The organism is Rhizobium mongolense USDA 1844 (assembly GCF_000419765.1).
Classification (GTDB): domain Bacteria; phylum Pseudomonadota; class Alphaproteobacteria; order Rhizobiales; family Rhizobiaceae; genus Rhizobium; species Rhizobium mongolense.
The window spans coordinates 202941-217416 of sequence record NZ_ATTQ01000002.1 but is presented as its reverse complement, the minus strand read 5'-3'; the positions used below and the strand labels follow the sequence as shown (position 1 = coordinate 217416).

The following is a 14476-nucleotide window of genomic DNA, read 5'->3' as shown; positions in this document are numbered from 1 at the left end:
GCTTTGTCAGCTTCGCAGCACACCGCCGGTGAACTTCGTCACGCTCGCCACGATCTTCTGCGTCAAAGCCTCAAAATCCTCGTCCGTCAACGTCCGCTCGACGGGCTGGATCTGCACTTCGATCGCAACCGACTTCTTGCCCTCGCCAAGCGACCCGCCTTCGAAGATGTCGAAGACATTGACGCCGGTGACGAGCTTGCGGTCGGCACCGCTCGCAGCCTTTAGGATCGCGCCGGCTTCAACCCCCTTGTCGACGACGAAAGCGAAATCGCGCTTGACGGCCTGGAAGGGCGAAAGCTCCAGCGCCGGCTTGGTGCGCGTCGCCTTCTTCTTAGGCTCGGGCATAGCGTCGATATAGACCTCGAAGCCGCAGAGCGCGCCTGAGACATCGAGCGCTTCGAGCGTCAAAGGATGGAATTCGCCGAAATAGCCAAGGACGACCTTCGGGCCCATCTTGATGGTGCCGGAACGGCCGGGGTGATACCATTCCGGTCCGCCCTGCTCTATCTGGATGTTGCCCATCGGCAGGCCGCAGGCCTCGATCACCGCCAGCGCATCGGCCTTGGCGTCGAAGACATCGACCGGCTTGCCGCCGCTCTTCAAATTGTTCGACCACATGCGGCCAGAGCCGGTGAGCGACGCCGTGCCGCGGCGAATGCCACCGGCAACACGACGCTGACCTTCGGGCCTGTCATTCTCGTAGGTTCCGGAAACTTCGAAGATCGCCACATCGCCGTAGCCCTTGTCGGCGTTTCGCTGCGCAGCCATCAACAGACCCGGCAGGAGCGACGGGCGCATGTCGGACATTTCGGCTGCGATCGGGTTCGCAAGCTTGAGTGCCGGCGAGCCGCCGCCGAAGAGCTTCGCCTGCTCTTGCGAAATGAAGGACCAGGTGACGGCCTCCAGCATGCCGCGCGAGGCGAGCGCCCGCTTGGCCATACGCGTACGGATCTGCAGCGTCGTCAGAATCTTGCCGTTCACGGCTGCATGGCTTTCCAACGGCGCCGGCTTGATGTTGTCGACGCCGTGGATGCGCATGACTTCCTCAACGAGGTCGGCCTTACCGCCGACGTCCGGACGCCAGGAAGGAACGGCGACCGAGACGTTTTCGCCCGAGCCCGACACCACGAAGCCGAGGCGGGTCAGGATATCCTTGCTCTCCTCAGTCGAGACTTCGAGGCCGGTCAGGCGCCTGACTTCCCAGTAAGGAAAATCGACGATCTTCGGCTGATAGCCCTTGTAGCCGACGACATCCGCCTTCGCCGGCGTGCCGCCGCAAAGTTCAAGAACGAGTTCCGTCGTGCGCTCCAGACCGGGAACCATATATTCCGGATCGACGCCGCGCTCGAAGCGATAGCGGGCATCGGTGATGATGCCCAGACCGCGGCCGGACTTGGCGATGTTCATCGGGTCCCAGAGCGCGCATTCGATCAGCACGTCGGTCGTGTTTTCGTCGCAACCGGAATGCTCGCCGCCCATGATGCCGCCGATCGACTCGATGCCGTCCGCGTCGGCGATCACGACATTGTTGGGGCCAAGCTTGTATTCACGCTGGTCGAGCGCCAGCACCGTCTCGCCTTCCCTCGCACGGCGGACGGTCAGATTGCCGCTTACCTTGGCAGCGTCAAAGACGTGCATCGGCCGGCCCTGATCAAAGGTCATGTAGTTGGTGATATCGACCAGCGCATTAATTGGACGCAGACCGATTGCCAGCAGCCGCTGCTGCATCCAGCGCGGGCTCGGGCCGTTCCTGACGCCGCGCACGAGGCGGAGCGCAAAACCCGGGCAGAGCTTTTCGTCGTCAAGATCGAGCTTCACCTTGACAGGTGTCTCGCCTTCGATGGCGAAGGACGGCGCAGGCCGCGTCTTCAGCGTGCCGAGACCCGAAGCGGCCAGATCGCGGGCGATGCCGTAAATGCTCGTGCAGTCCGGACGGTTCGGGGTGAGGTTGATCTCGATGACAGGATCGTCGAGATGGGCATAAGCCGCATAGCTGGTCCCAATTGGCGCGTCTTCGGGCAAATCGATGATGCCCTCATGATTGTCAGAAATCATGAGCTCCTTTTCGGAGCACATCATCCCATGGCTTTCGACGCCGCGAATATTGCCGACAGAAAGCGTCACATCGATGCCGGGAACATAGGTGCCCGATGCGGCAAATGCGCCGACGAGGCCCGCCCGCGCATTCGGCGCCCCGCAGACGACCTGGATCGGTGCACCCTTGCCGGTATCGACCGAGAGAACCTTCAGGCGGTCGGCCTGCGGATGTTTCTCAGCGGAGAGAACCTTGGCGATGATGAAGGGCCTGAAGGCCGCCTTGTCATCGACATCTTCGACCTCCAGCCCGATCATCGTCAGGCGGGTGCAGATTTCATCGAGGGTGGCATCCGTTTCCAGATGATCCTTCAGCCAGGAGAGCGTGAATTTCATGATCTCAATCCTCCCTTACACGCTCAAGCCGCCGAACAGCGTCGGCATGTCGAGCGGGCGGAAGCCATAGTGGGTCATCCAGCGGACATCGGCGTTGAAGAAGTCGCGCAGGTCGGGCATGCCGTATTTCAACATGGCGATGCGGTCGAGGCCCATGCCCCAGGCAAAGCCCTGATATTCGTCCGGGTCGAGACCGCCATAGCGCAGTACGTTCGGATGGACCATGCCACAACCGAGGATTTCCATCCAATCCGTTCCCTCGCCGAATTTGACGATCGGGCCCGAGCGGTCGCATTGGATATCGACTTCAAAGGACGGCTCGGTGAACGGGAAGAAGGACGGACGGAAACGCATCGTCACGCTGTCGACCTCGAAGAAGGCCTTGCAGAACTCTTCGAGCACCCAGCGCATGTTGGCGACGTTCGCCTTCCTGTCGATCACCAGTCCCTCGACCTGATGGAACATCGGCGAATGGGTCGCGTCCGAATCCTGACGATAGGTCTTGCCAGGGATGATGATGCGGATCGGCGGCTTCTGCGCTTCCATGGTGCGCACCTGTACGGGAGAGGTGTGCGTACGCAGCACCTTGCGCTCGCCGTTCTCATCCGGTTGGAAGAAGAAGGTGTCGTGCATTTCGCGGGCTGGGTGGCCTTCGGGGAAATTTAGCGCCGTGAAATTGTAATAGTCGGTCTCGACATCTGGACCTTCGGCGATCGAAAAGCCCATGTCGCCGAAGATCGCGGTGATTTCGTCGACGATCTGGCTGATCGGGTGAATGCGGCCGCGCTCGGCGGGCGAGGAGCGGACCGGCAAGCTGATGTCGACCGTCTCGGCCTTCAGGCGGGCATTGACCGCCGCTTCCTTGAGCGTCGCCTTGCGAGCGGCAAGCGCATCTGCGACCTCATTCTTGAGGACGTTGATGGCAACGCCCTTGGTCTGGCGCTCTTCGGGCGACATCGTGCCGAGCGTCTTCAGGAGCTCGGAAACGGAGCCCTTTTTCCCGAGGGCCGAAAGGCGCACGGCTTCGAGTGCCGGTTCGTCGTTGGCGGCAGCAATTTCCGCAAGCAGCGATGATTTGAGCTGGTCGATATCTGACATCGTCAATTCTTTCCGTCCGGGATCAGGCGGGCAATCGGAGGCTGGTTAGAACCGGCCGGCAAGCAGTAGAGAGAAAGAAAAACCCGCGCCAGCCCAAACCAGCGCGGGTTTCCCAAAATTCAAAAAAGCGTCAAGCTTGGGAAGCGCTGGTTAACGAACCGCGCTTTCAAACTCGTTCTTCGTACCGGCATCCTTGAGATACGCGAGGGCCTTCTTGGAGGCAGCGACGAGCGCTCCGAATGCTTCCGGCTCATGGATCGCCATGTCGGAGAGGACCTTGCGGTCGACCTCGATGCCAGCCTTGTTCAGGCCGTCGATGAAGCGGCCGTAGGTCAGGCCGAATTCGCGGACGGCAGCGTTGATGCGCTGGATCCAAAGCGCGCGGAAATTGCGCTTGTTGACCTTGCGGTCGCGGTAGGCGTACTGCTTGGCGCGATCGACGGCTGCCTTGGCGGTACGGATGGTGTTCTTGCGGCGGCCGTAGAAGCCCTTTGCTGCCTTCAGAACTTTCTTGTGCTTGGCATGGGCTGTAACGCCTCTTTTTACACGTGCCATTTCATGATCTCCTTAATCTAAAGCGTTCGCGGAATAGTCTTAGAGACCGTTCGGCAGGTAGTTCTTCACAACCTTGCGGCCATCGGGTTCTGCGAGAACCATCGTGCCACGTGCGTCGCGAATGAACTTGTTGGTACGCTTGATCATGCCATGGCGTTTGCCAGCAGCAGCGGCCTTGACCTTGCCGGTCGCGGTAATTTTGAACCGCTTCTTGGCCGAGGACTTCGTCTTCATCTTGGGCATTTTGCTACTCCGTTTCTATCCTCCCTGCGCGCTTCTTCAAAAAAGCCCTCCTGCGATGTCCGGTCTTCCGGCCGTCGCAACAAGGTGCGGGAGCGTTTGTTGTTGATCTGCGGACATGGCGACGAAACCATCCCGCAAGCATTCGAAACTGCCACGGCATGCCCTGCCGGTCAGTTCGGACGCGCGCTTATACCCGCAGCGCCGCGAAAGTGCAACGGGGCAGACGAGGATTCTTCAGGCGCGCTGAAAAACACAAAAGCCGCCCTTACAGACGGCTTTGATGCATTGATGAGGACCGCTCACTTCGGCGCGAGCACCATCATCATCTGGCGGCCTTCAAGCTTCGGTTCGGCTTCGACCTTTGCAAATTCCAGCGTGTCGGCCTTGACCTGCTGCAGAAGCTTCATGCCGAGTTCCTGGTGGGCCATTTCGCGGCCACGGAACTTCAGCGTCACCTTCACCTTGTCGCCTTCCTCAAAGAAGCGGCCCATAGCCTTCATCTTCACCTCATAATCATGGGTGTCGATATTCGGACGCATCTTGATTTCTTTGACTTCGACAATCTTCTGCTTCTTGCGCGCCTCGGAGGCCTTCTTCTGGTTGGCGTATTTCAGCTTGCCCAGATCGAGAATCTTGCACACAGGCGGTTCGGCGTTGGGAGAAATTTCCACAAGGTCGAGGCCGGCTTCTTCAGCCATTCTCAAGGCCTGATCGGTGGGCACCACGCCCAAATTCTGTCCTTCAGCATCAATCAATTGAACCTTAGGAATACGGATTTCCCGGTTCGAACGCGGCCCTTCCTTCACGGGCGCGTCGGTTTTAAAAGGTCTGCGAATGGTCGTACTCTCCTCGAGTTGTTTCAGATCGCAGCTTCGCGCTCCATTGGGGCGCAACGAAGTCTCGCTATCGCTGCGATGTCGTCAATAACACGCTTTAGCGGAAAAATCACCTGCTGTCAGCCTATCGAGAATCTGTTTTATAGGCACAAACAATGGGAGTTTGTGCTTATGTCCGAAGCAACAGCCATATCCGAGCCGCAGTTCCTGACGGTGGGCGAAGGCGACGCGGAGCGAAAAATCGCTTTCATCATTCGCCAAGCTACCTCGAAGGATCGCGGCCCGACCTTCGTCTGGCTCTCCGGCTATCGGTCGGACATGAGCGGCACAAAGGCGATAGAGCTCGATCGGCTGGCCGGCGAACTCGGACTTGCCTGCATCCGCCTCGACTATTCGGGGCATGGACTTTCCGGTGGCGAGTTTAAGGACGGAACGGTTTCCCGCTGGCTGGAAGAAGCGCTCGCCGTCCTCCTCCACGCAAGACCCGAGCGCGTCATCGTCGTCGGTTCCTCCATGGGCGGATGGATAGCGTTGCGGCTGGCGCAGGAACTTGCAAAGTTGGAGGGAACGCCAAAGCTCGACGGTATGGTGCTGATCGCGCCGGCACCCGACTTCACATCGGACCTCATCGAGCCGCATCTGAGGAAAAAGGATCGCGCCTTACTCGCCGAACGCGGCTATTTCGAAGAAAAGTCCGACTATAGCCCTGAGCCCAACATTTACACCCGTGCACTTCTGGAAGACGGCCGCGAAAACCGGGTTCTGACCGGCATCATCAACACAGGCTGCCCGGTGCATGTCCTGCAGGGCATGAACGATCCGGACGTTCCCTACAGTCACGCCATGAAGCTGGTTGAACACCTGCCCGCCGACAATGTCGTGTTGACCTTCATTCGCGATGGCGACCATCGGCTTTCACGGCCGCAGGATATCGAGCGGATACTATCTGCCGTTAAAGGCCTCATTCGTTAGCCGAAGCAGGCGCCTGCCGCCTCCACCAGAGTTTGATATCAGGCGCGATCCGGAATCGCCGGTTGTGTGGCATTTTAACCATGTCGGGTTGTTAGGGCAGCCCTGCGAGAAGTAATGATTGACTCCTCAACGCCCTCTCCGTTAACTCTTTGTTAACAAATACAAGGGCGATGCAGGGAAACGGGCGTGCGGATCAAGGGTTACTTGATGGTCATGATGGCCATGTTTGCGATGTCTTCGGCCGCATTACCGGCCCCCACAAGAAACCTCTCGATGGTTACCGGCGGCGCCACCTCGCAGCCAATCGGCCATTATGATTTCTGCCAGTTGCACCGGATCGAATGCGGTGCGGACCGCAACGCAGGGCCTGCGGAAATGAATGACGAGAAGTGGGCTCTTGTGCGCTCGGTCAATTCCACCGTCAACAGCACCATCACCCCGATGACGGACAAGGAAATCTACGGCAAGGACGAAATCTGGGCTTATCCGACAACGGCGGGCGACTGTGAAGATTTTGCGCTTCTGAAGCGCCGCATCCTGATCCAGCGCGGCTTTGAGCCGGCAAACCTTCTGATGACGGTGGTGCGCAAACCGGATGGAGAAGGCCATGCGGTGCTGACGCTTCGCACGAACGAAGGCGACTTCATTCTCGACAACCTCGCTTCCAGCGTGAAGCCTTGGTTCGAGACGGCTTATTCCTTCGTCAAGCGCCAGTCGAGCTACAATGCTGGCCGCTGGGTGACGATCGAAAACGGCCGCGACGTCCTGGTCGGCGCTCTGAAGTAAGAGATTCAACTTCACCACTAGGGCCTGCGACGGTCGGCCGCTTTGTGAGACTGTGTTTGCCGCACGGTCTCCCGGCCTTTCGCTTGAGCTCAACGCGTTCGGCGCTGCAATCGTGTCACGTTGTCGATTGCTTCGGCTGCGCGCCGGGCCTCACCCATTGCCGATCAGGATGCCGGCAGCTAGCACAAGGCCGCCGCCGACCACGACCTGGAAGGCGGCGCGCAGAAATGGCGTTTCCATATATCTGTTCTGGATGAACGCGATCGCCCAAAGCTCGAAAAAGACGATGACGACGGCAGTGATCGTCGCGGTCCAGAATTGCGGAATGAGATAGGGCAGTGCGTGGCCGAGACCGCCGAGCGTTGTCATGATGCCGCAGGCGAGACCACGCTTGACTGGCGAACCGCGCCCGGAAATCTTGCCGTCGTCGTGCGCAGCTTCGGTGAACCCCATCGAAATACCCGCGCCTACCGAGGCCGAGAGGCCGACGAGGAAGGTCTGCCACGTATCCTGCGTCGCAAAGGCGGCGGCAAAGATCGGCGCCAGCGTCGAGACCGAACCATCCATCAAGCCTGCAAGGCCGGGCTGCACATAGGTGAGTACGAATTGCCGCCGCGCCGTATCGTCCTCGGCGTCTTTTACGCCCTCCGGCGTATGTTTGTCGCCGAGCATCCTGGCAATGTCTTCGTGACCCTGTTCGGCGAGCGCGAGATCGCCGAGAAGCTGGCGCGTCGAGGCATCCGAAGTCTGCTTTGCCGCCTCGACGTAGAAGCGATAAGCCTGCTCCTCCATCGTCTCGGCTTCCTGCCGCACCGCTTCCAGCGACAGGTTCTTGCGCAGCCAATCCGGCTTGCGCTCATAAAAGCCCTGGACATGCTCGCGGCGAATTAACGGAATGCGTTCGCCGAAACGCTGCCGATGTATCTCGATCAGCGACTTGCGGTGCGTGCTTTCGACGTCCGCCATGTCCTCGAGGACCTGCGCCGAGGCGGGATAAGCGGCCTTGAGCTGGTCGGCATAGGCACGATAGATGCGGGAGTCGTCCTCTTCGGAGGCAATCGCGAGCGCCAGAATTTCCTGTTCCGACAATGATTTGAACGAACGTTTGGACGACCTGAAAAACTGCGGCAGCATAACAAAAGCTCCATTTTAGAATTATTCTAAATCTAAACAGTGCACCGCAAGGCGTCAAGCATCGGGCGGTCGATCTGACAGATTGCCGCAAGATGAATTGTGGACTTCAGTTGGAAGCGGCAGGTGCCTATATGAGGCGTGCCGCAACAAAGCGACCATGGGTCTGAGATGAATAGTGAATTGCAAGGCCGGGCGGCGCATGCCGCCGCAATCCGCCAGCGAGCGGAAACGGATATGAATGCGATGGGCATCGACAATGCCTTCATCGACAGGCTGGTCGAGACTTTCTACGGCCGCGTCCTTGCGCATCCCGAACTCGGCCCGGTTTTCGACGCCCGGCTTTCCGGCCGCTGGCCGGAGCACATGGCAAAGATGAAAAGCTTCTGGTCGTCCGTCGCATTCCGCAGCGGCGCCTACGGTGGGAAGCCGGTGCAAGCCCATGTCGGTGTTGCCAACATGACGCCGGCTCTCTTTCCGCAATGGCTGGAGCTCTTTGCCGCAACGCTCGACGATATCGCTCCGAATACGGCGGTAAAGGCCTGGTTCATGGCGACAGCGGAACGCATCGCAAAGAGTTTGACGCTATCGCTATTCTACAACCCCGCACTCGACGATCCGGCGCGCAAGCCCGCCTAAGCTTCTTCCGTCGAAAAGGTCGCACTTGCGCTCGCTGCAACGACCAGCGCGGTCCCGAGCATCTGCAACAGCGTCATGGGCTGGGCAAGGATGAGGAAGCCTGCGAGCGCACCGATTGCCGGTTCCAAGCTCATGAGGATCCCGAACGCGGCAGTCGACATCCGCCGTAATGCAATCATTTCCAGGGTATAGGGCAGGAGCGGAACGAGGATCGCCAGACCTGCCATCTCGACGAGACCGTAGCCATCGAGGTTCGACGCCGCCCCGGCAAAGCCGAAGGGCGTCGCCACCACCGCTGCCACGATCAGCGACATGGAGAGGCCTTCGAGCCCCTTGAACGCCGCTCCGACCTTTTTCGTCAGCATGATATAGCATGCCCAGCCCGCGCCGGCGCCGAAGGCAAAGAGCACGCCGGGCAGATTGCCGACCCATTGCTCGCCATCATAAGCGAGGAAGAGAACACCGGCTGCGGCGATCACCGGCCAAACCAGGCGCCGCGTCAGGCCATAGCCGAACGTCGCGACGGAAAGCGGACCAAGAAAATCGATCGCTACCGCAAGCCCCAAAGGAATTCGCTCGATCGCCGCGAAGAAGGACATGGTCATTAGCGCTGTCGTCGTGCCGAGAACCAGTGCGCCGATCCATTGCTCGCGGCTGTAGCGCAGCAATGGCGGACGAACGGCGATTGCAAGGATGACTGCCGCGAAGGCAAGCCGCAGCCAGGAGGCACCGGCCGATCCATAGGCTGCGATCGCACTTGAAGAGAATGCCGCACCAAACTGAATGGACGACATCGACAGCAGGCACATGAGTGCACCGGCGGCAACACCGCCGGAAATGGCGGGCGCTGCTGCGGTTAACGCAACGGCACTGCCGTTTGCCCCTGGTTCGCCCGTCTTCTGATCCATTTCCCACTCCTGATTTGCACCACTGATACGAACGCAATCGCAGAGCGGCAAATGCAAACTTCTGATCCGAGCATAAGCGGGCTTTATGAACCGAAACGCTAAATCGCCAGCCTGGTTTCGAGCACCTCTTCAGCCTCGCCGGGGCTCATGCCAAAAACTTTTTTGCCGATCTCAAAGCTGAATCCATTCCGGGCGAAAGCGGAAAGCTCCTTCACCTTTTGCTTCTCATCAAGGTCGCCACGCCGGAACGGACCAAAGGCGCGCTTGCGGGCAAAGACGACGGCGGCGAACAGATCGTCTGCATGCTCGAGCGCGGTATCGACGATATCGCTTGCCACCCCTTTCGAGGAGAGTTTCTGCGCGATGATCCGTTTCGACTTGCCGCCGCGTACCGCCGAGCGGGTGCTCACCGCAGCATAGGCGACGTCGTCCAGAGCCTTCTGGTCGTAGGCGAATTTGACCGCCGAGTCGGCAAGCGCCTTCAGCTGCGCCGGACTGATGTCTTCGAACTTCTGCTTCGCCTTTCGCGTGATCGCATCGAAGAGCTGTTTTTCCGTCATCATCCGGCGCTCGAGGCGATAGATCGTCGAGTTGCGTGCCCAGGAGAGCATGCGCGGCGTCGGAACATCGGGTTGCTGATTTTGGTCGTCCATCGAAGGCTTTCTAGGCCTCCAGCCCTTTCAGCATATTAGCGACGTTGAGGCCGATCTCCGTCACGCCATAGCCGCCCTCCATGCAGGTCAGGACTGGAAGGCCCACCTTGGCGATCAACGCGCCCATGCGTGTGAAATCATCGGAAGTCAGCTTGAAGAAGGAGATCGGATCGCGTTCGAAGGTATCGACGCCGAGCGAGACGACGATGGCTTCGGCGCCAAAAGCCTTGATGCGCGCAAGCGAATCCGAAACCGCTGCCGACCATGCAGCCCAGGCCGTGCCGCGCGGCAGCGGGTAGTTCGCATTGCAGTTTTCGCCGTCGCCCTCACCGGTTTCATCGGCATAGCCCCAGAAATAGGGAAAGGCATTGGCGGGTTCGCCGTGCAGCGACGCAAAGAAGATGTCGCCGCGGCGGTAGGTGATGTCCTGCGTGCCGTTGCCGTGATGGAAATCGACATCGAGGATCGCAACCTTCTTTGCGCCCATATCCAGCAGGCGTTGTGCCGCGACGGCGGCGTTGTTGATGAAGCAATAGCCGCCGAAGAGATCGACGCCCGCATGATGGCCGGGAGGCCGGCAGAGCGAGAAGGCGAACCGGTTTCCGGCATTGAGCCAATCGGCGCCGGTGATCGCGCATTGCATCGAGGCGACGGCCGCCTCGTAGGTGCCATTGGTGATCGAGGTTTCGGTGGCATTGGCGTAATAGCCGAGCATGCCGTCGATATCGTTCGGCACGCGCTGCGTTGCGCGGCGCACCGGCAGCGAGGTCGGGATCGCCTCGCCCGCGGCCCCGCTCGCCTGCCACAAAGTCCAGGCCTTCGACAGGAAATCGAGATAGCCGGCGTCATGCACTTTCAGAGCCGTTTCCAGTCCATGCCGTTCGGGCGCAACAACATCCGAAAAGCCCGCCTCTTTGATTGCTTCCAGGATCCACTCTGCGCGAAACGGTCCTTCGAACGGCGTCACCAGCAGGCCGCCATGCAGCTCTGTCTTGGCATCGCGCAGCTTGTGGTCTTCTGAATAGATGACGCGCACTGGCTTCTCCCTGATTTGTTTTGTCGGATAAGGCGCGGCGGATGCACGCCTTGTCAATGGTTTAGGGAGCGATGCGCTTGTAGAACAGCGTGGTCGCGCAATAGCCGCCCTCCGGCCACATCGCATAATCCGGGATGACGCCGGCGCGCTCCCAGCCGAGTCGCGGATAGATCGCCTCCGCTTCGCTGCCGGTTGCTGTGTCGAGCACCAGCAGGCGCTTGCCATGTCTTGCGGCTTCGTGTTCGATCGCCTCCATCAGCAGCCGTGCCAAACCTTTGCCACGTGCAGAACGATGCACGAGCAGCTTCTTCAAATCGCCACGGTGCGGCTGGTTCGGCATCGAGGCAAATCCGACCTGCACCGTCCCGACGATCTTTCCGTCGATCTCAGCCACGGCGAGCAGGTTGACGCCCGCCTCGACTGTTTCTGCGACGCTCCTCCAATAGGGCGCGGCGTCGGCCGCCGTGTAAGGCTGCATGAAGCCGACTGAGGCGCCGCCCTCCACGCAGTCGGCGAGTATCACGCAAAGTTCCGGAATAGCCGCATTGGCCTGTTGTGCATCAAGAATACGAATGACGGTCACGGTCTCTCCTGAAATCATCAGCGGGTGCTACGGTTGAGCACCACGCAATAGCGGGCGGGTTTGCTGGTGGGATTGCGGAAGACATGCCCCTCCCCGACCGGCATGAAGAGGCAATCGCCGGGCAAAAGGTGATGTACCGTTTCGCCAGTGGTCATCTCCATCTCGCCTTCGAACACCCAGACGTGCTGGGTCATGCCGTGGCCTGCCGTATGCGGCGGAAAGCTGACGCAGGCGCCCGCAGGAAACTCGACGTCGACGATATCGACCTCGGACGACGTTGCGGGTGGTGAGACGGAGCGGCGCAGATAACCGGTTTCCGGATCGCGCCAGACCTGCTGCTCGTGGCGTCTGGCAAGTGGCGAGGCCTGCCTTTCATCGGCAAAGAAGGCTGAAAGCGATAGCCCGAGCGCGGCACAGACCCTTGCAAGCAGCGAGGCCGTCGGGCTCGCCTCCGCCCGCTCGATGCGCGAGATCATCGCGCGGCTGACGCCGGAGGCATTGGCAAGGTCATCCAGCGTCAGGCCCTTTTCGATCCTGAGCTTGCGGATGCGAATGCCGATCGCCGTTTCGAGGTCCTGTTCCATCGTCCGATCCATTGATTCTACTATAAGAGAACTACATGATCCGATAATGGAAACAAGTGGTTTTTAATCACAGCCTATGACGCGCATTTTATCCTAAACGGAGTCCTGCTTTTCCGCTTTGCGGCGGGGGGCGGCACTGCTATATGGCGCGCATGAGCACCAATCCGACGACTCCGCTGTCCCACATCCGCAATTTCTCGATCGTGGCCCACATCGACCACGGCAAATCGACGCTTGCCGACCGCCTGATCCAGACGACCGGCGGGCTTGCCGAGCGCGAAATGTCCGAGCAGGTGCTGGACAACATGGACATCGAGCGCGAGCGCGGAATCACCATCAAGGCGCAGACCGTGCGTCTGCACTACAAGGCGGATGACGGCGAGACCTACATCCTGAACCTGATCGACACCCCCGGACACGTCGACTTCGCCTACGAAGTCTCACGCTCGCTCTCGGCCTGCGAGGGCTCGCTGCTAGTCGTTGACGCGTCCCAGGGCGTGGAGGCGCAGACGCTTGCCAATGTCTACCAGGCGATCGACAACAACCACGAGCTCGTCACCGTCCTCAACAAGATCGACCTGCCGGCGGCAGAACCTGAGCGCATCAAGGAGCAGATCGAGGAAGTGATCGGCATCGACGCTTCCGACGCGGTCCTGATTTCTGCCAAGACCGGGCTCGGCATTCCGGCTGTGCTGGAAGCGATCGTTCACAAGCTGCCGGCACCGAAGAGCCCGGGCGGCGAAAAGGCGCCACTGAAGGCACTGCTCGTCGATAGCTGGTACGACGCCTATCTCGGCGTCATGGTTCTGGTGCGCGTCATCGATGGCGTACTGACCAAGGGCCAGACAATTCGCATGATGGGCACCGATGCCAAGTATCAGGTGGAGCGCGTCGGCGTGCTGACGCCGAAGATGGTCAATGTGGATTCCCTCGGTCCTGGCGAGATCGGTTTTATCACCGGCAGCATCAAGGAAGTGGCCGACACCCGCGTCGGCGATACGATCACCGAGGACAAGCGGCCGACTGCGGAAGCGCTGCCGGGCTTCAAGCCGGCCCAGCCCGTCGTCTTCTGCGGCCTCTTTCCGGTCGATGCTGCCGATTTCGAAGATCTGCGCGCCGCAATGGGCAAGTTGCGCCTCAACGACGCCTCCTTCTCCTTCGAGATGGAATCTTCCGCAGCGCTCGGCTTCGGCTTCCGCTGCGGCTTCCTCGGCTTGCTTCATCTCGAAATCATCCAGGAACGCCTGGAACGCGAATTCGACCTCGACCTCATCGCAACCGCGCCTTCCGTCGTCTACAAGATGTACATGACCGACGGTACGGAGCGCGAGCTGCACAATCCCGCCGACATGCCCGATGTCGTGAAAATCGCCGAAATCCACGAACCCTGGATCAGAGCAACGATCCTGACGCCGGACGATTATCTCGGCGGCATCCTGAAGCTCTGCCAGGACCGGCGTGGCATCCAGATCGAACTTACCTATGTCGGCACGCGCGCAATGCTGACTTACGATCTGCCGCTCAATGAAGTTGTCTTCGATTTCTACGACCGGCTGAAGTCGATTTCGAAGGGCTACGCCTCCTTCGACTATGCGTTGACCGACCACCGCGAAGGCAACCTCGTGAAGATGTCGATCCTCGTCAACGGCGAACCGGTCGACGCGCTGTCGATGATGGTGCACCGGACGGCGGCTGAAAAGCGCGGCCGCGACATGTGTGAGAAGCTCAAGGAGCTGATCCCGAAGCACATGTTCAAGATCCCGATCCAGGCCGCGATCGGCGGCAACGTGATTGCCCGCGAAACCATCTCAGCGCTGCGCAAAGACGTGACCGCCAAGTGCTACGGCGGCGACGCCACCCGCAAGCGCAAGCTGCTCGACAAGCAGAAAGCCGGCAAGAAGCGCATGCGCCAGTTCGGCAAGGTAGAAATCCCACAGGAGGCGTTCATCGCGGCGCTGAAAATGGGCGACGAGTAAATTCTTTTCCCTTCGAAGTTAGGCACAATTTTCCTGCGCATAACTT

15 protein-coding genes are annotated in these 14476 nt (G+C 60.0%); 4 read left to right on the top strand and 11 right to left on the bottom strand.

Annotation, left to right across the window (positions count from 1 at the left end):
- Window positions 1-6: 6 nt before the first annotated feature.
- From pheT to infC, 5 genes are all read right to left on the bottom strand, one after another.
- The gene (gene pheT / locus A3C3_RS0104165; RefSeq protein ID WP_022713358.1) at window positions 7-2430 is read right to left on the bottom strand and encodes a phenylalanine--tRNA ligase subunit beta; all 2424 of its coding nucleotides are present in this window, start codon (window positions 2428-2430) and stop codon (window positions 7-9) included.
- Between the two features lie 15 nt (window positions 2431-2445).
- Window positions 2446-3528 (bottom strand): phenylalanine--tRNA ligase subunit alpha, encoded by a 1083-nt coding sequence (pheS, locus tag A3C3_RS0104160; RefSeq protein ID WP_022713357.1) that lies wholly within the window; start codon window positions 3526-3528, stop codon window positions 2446-2448.
- 150 nt (window positions 3529-3678) lie between these two features.
- Window positions 3679-4083, bottom strand: a complete 405-nt coding sequence (gene rplT / locus A3C3_RS0104155; RefSeq protein ID WP_022713356.1) for a 50S ribosomal protein L20 — start codon at window positions 4081-4083, stop codon at window positions 3679-3681.
- Between the two features lie 39 nt (window positions 4084-4122).
- On the bottom strand, window positions 4123-4326 hold the full coding sequence (gene rpmI, locus A3C3_RS0104150) for a 50S ribosomal protein L35 (protein WP_004108077.1): 204 nt from the start codon (window positions 4324-4326) through the stop codon (window positions 4123-4125).
- A 299-nt stretch (window positions 4327-4625) separates the two neighbouring features.
- Window positions 4626-5162: a translation initiation factor IF-3 gene (infC, locus tag A3C3_RS0104145; protein WP_074063010.1), complete on the bottom strand. Its 537-nt coding sequence runs from the start codon at window positions 5160-5162 to the stop codon at window positions 4626-4628.
- A 171-nt stretch (window positions 5163-5333) separates the two neighbouring features.
- Here infC and A3C3_RS0104140 point away from each other — a divergent pair, with 171 nt between their 5' ends.
- Together A3C3_RS0104140 and A3C3_RS0104135 are read left to right on the top strand one after the other, a co-directional pair.
- Window positions 5334-6134, top strand: coding sequence for an alpha/beta hydrolase (locus tag A3C3_RS0104140; RefSeq protein WP_022713354.1), 801 nt, complete (start codon window positions 5334-5336; stop codon window positions 6132-6134).
- A 186-nt stretch (window positions 6135-6320) separates the two neighbouring features.
- Window positions 6321-6920, top strand: a complete 600-nt coding sequence (locus A3C3_RS0104135; protein ID WP_022713353.1) for a transglutaminase-like cysteine peptidase — start codon at window positions 6321-6323, stop codon at window positions 6918-6920.
- A 150-nt stretch (window positions 6921-7070) separates the two neighbouring features.
- On the opposite strand, the gene mbfA is transcribed toward A3C3_RS0104135, so the two are convergent.
- The gene (gene mbfA / locus A3C3_RS0104130; RefSeq protein WP_022713352.1) at window positions 7071-8054 is read right to left on the bottom strand and encodes an iron exporter MbfA; all 984 of its coding nucleotides are present in this window, start codon (window positions 8052-8054) and stop codon (window positions 7071-7073) included.
- A gap of 168 nt (window positions 8055-8222) precedes the next feature.
- Between mbfA and A3C3_RS0104125 the strand changes: the two genes are divergently transcribed.
- Entirely contained in the window at window positions 8223-8690 is a 468-nt protein-coding gene (locus A3C3_RS0104125) for a group III truncated hemoglobin (protein ID WP_022713351.1), read from the top strand.
- Here A3C3_RS0104125 and A3C3_RS0104120 read toward each other — a convergent pair.
- The 5 genes from A3C3_RS0104120 to A3C3_RS0104100 all read right to left on the bottom strand — a co-directional run bounded on the left by A3C3_RS0104120 (window position 8687) and on the right by A3C3_RS0104100 (window position 12454).
- A complete protein-coding gene (locus A3C3_RS0104120; RefSeq protein ID WP_022713350.1) occupies window positions 8687-9598 on the bottom strand; it encodes an EamA family transporter in 912 nt (303 codons plus the stop codon). The two genes, A3C3_RS0104125 and A3C3_RS0104120, sit on opposite strands and share 4 nt — an antisense overlap.
- Before the next feature lie 98 nt (window positions 9599-9696).
- Window positions 9697-10251 (bottom strand): recombination regulator RecX, encoded by a 555-nt coding sequence (gene recX / locus A3C3_RS0104115; RefSeq protein ID WP_022713349.1) that lies wholly within the window; start codon window positions 10249-10251, stop codon window positions 9697-9699.
- Window positions 10252-10261: 10 nt separating this feature from the next.
- Window positions 10262-11287 carry a histone deacetylase family protein gene (locus A3C3_RS0104110; RefSeq protein WP_022713348.1) on the bottom strand — a complete coding sequence of 342 codons (1026 nt, stop codon included), beginning with the start codon at window positions 11285-11287 and terminating at the stop codon, window positions 10262-10264.
- 61 nt (window positions 11288-11348) lie between these two features.
- Window positions 11349-11870, bottom strand: a complete 522-nt coding sequence (locus A3C3_RS0104105; RefSeq protein ID WP_022713347.1) for a GNAT family N-acetyltransferase — start codon at window positions 11868-11870, stop codon at window positions 11349-11351.
- A 17-nt stretch (window positions 11871-11887) separates the two neighbouring features.
- On the bottom strand, window positions 11888-12454 hold the full coding sequence (locus tag A3C3_RS0104100; protein ID WP_028739393.1) for a helix-turn-helix domain-containing protein: 567 nt from the start codon (window positions 12452-12454) through the stop codon (window positions 11888-11890).
- A gap of 143 nt (window positions 12455-12597) precedes the next feature.
- Here A3C3_RS0104100 and lepA point away from each other — a divergent pair, with 143 nt between their 5' ends.
- Complete coding sequence (lepA, locus tag A3C3_RS0104095) at window positions 12598-14430, top strand: translation elongation factor 4 (RefSeq protein WP_022713345.1); 1833 nt, start codon at window positions 12598-12600, stop codon at window positions 14428-14430.
- Window positions 14431-14476: the final 46 nt, after the last annotated feature.

What these genes read in the sequence shown, in the direction of transcription:
- lepA (WP_022713345.1), top strand. Translation starts at nt 12,598, where the DNA reads ATGGCGCGCATGAGCACCAATCCGACGACTCCGCTGTCCCACATCCGC.
- A3C3_RS0104120 (WP_022713350.1), bottom strand. Translation starts at nt 9,598, where the DNA reads ATGGATCAGAAGACGGGCGAACCAGGGGCAAACGGCAGTGCCGTTGCG.
- A3C3_RS0104125 (WP_022713351.1), top strand. Translation starts at nt 8,223, where the DNA reads ATGAATAGTGAATTGCAAGGCCGGGCGGCGCATGCCGCCGCAATCCGC.
- rpmI (WP_004108077.1), bottom strand. Translation starts at nt 4,326, where the DNA reads ATGCCCAAGATGAAGACGAAGTCCTCGGCCAAGAAGCGGTTCAAAATT.
- A3C3_RS0104100 (WP_028739393.1), bottom strand. Translation starts at nt 12,454, where the DNA reads ATGGAACAGGACCTCGAAACGGCGATCGGCATTCGCATCCGCAAGCTC.
- mbfA (WP_022713352.1), bottom strand. Translation starts at nt 8,054, where the DNA reads ATGCTGCCGCAGTTTTTCAGGTCGTCCAAACGTTCGTTCAAATCATTG.
- rplT (WP_022713356.1), bottom strand. Translation starts at nt 4,083, where the DNA reads ATGGCACGTGTAAAAAGAGGCGTTACAGCCCATGCCAAGCACAAGAAA.
- recX (WP_022713349.1), bottom strand. Translation starts at nt 10,251, where the DNA reads ATGGACGACCAAAATCAGCAACCCGATGTTCCGACGCCGCGCATGCTC.
- A3C3_RS0104140 (WP_022713354.1), top strand. Translation starts at nt 5,334, where the DNA reads ATGTCCGAAGCAACAGCCATATCCGAGCCGCAGTTCCTGACGGTGGGC.
- pheT (WP_022713358.1), bottom strand. Translation starts at nt 2,430, where the DNA reads ATGAAATTCACGCTCTCCTGGCTGAAGGATCATCTGGAAACGGATGCC.
- pheS (WP_022713357.1), bottom strand. Translation starts at nt 3,528, where the DNA reads ATGTCAGATATCGACCAGCTCAAATCATCGCTGCTTGCGGAAATTGCT.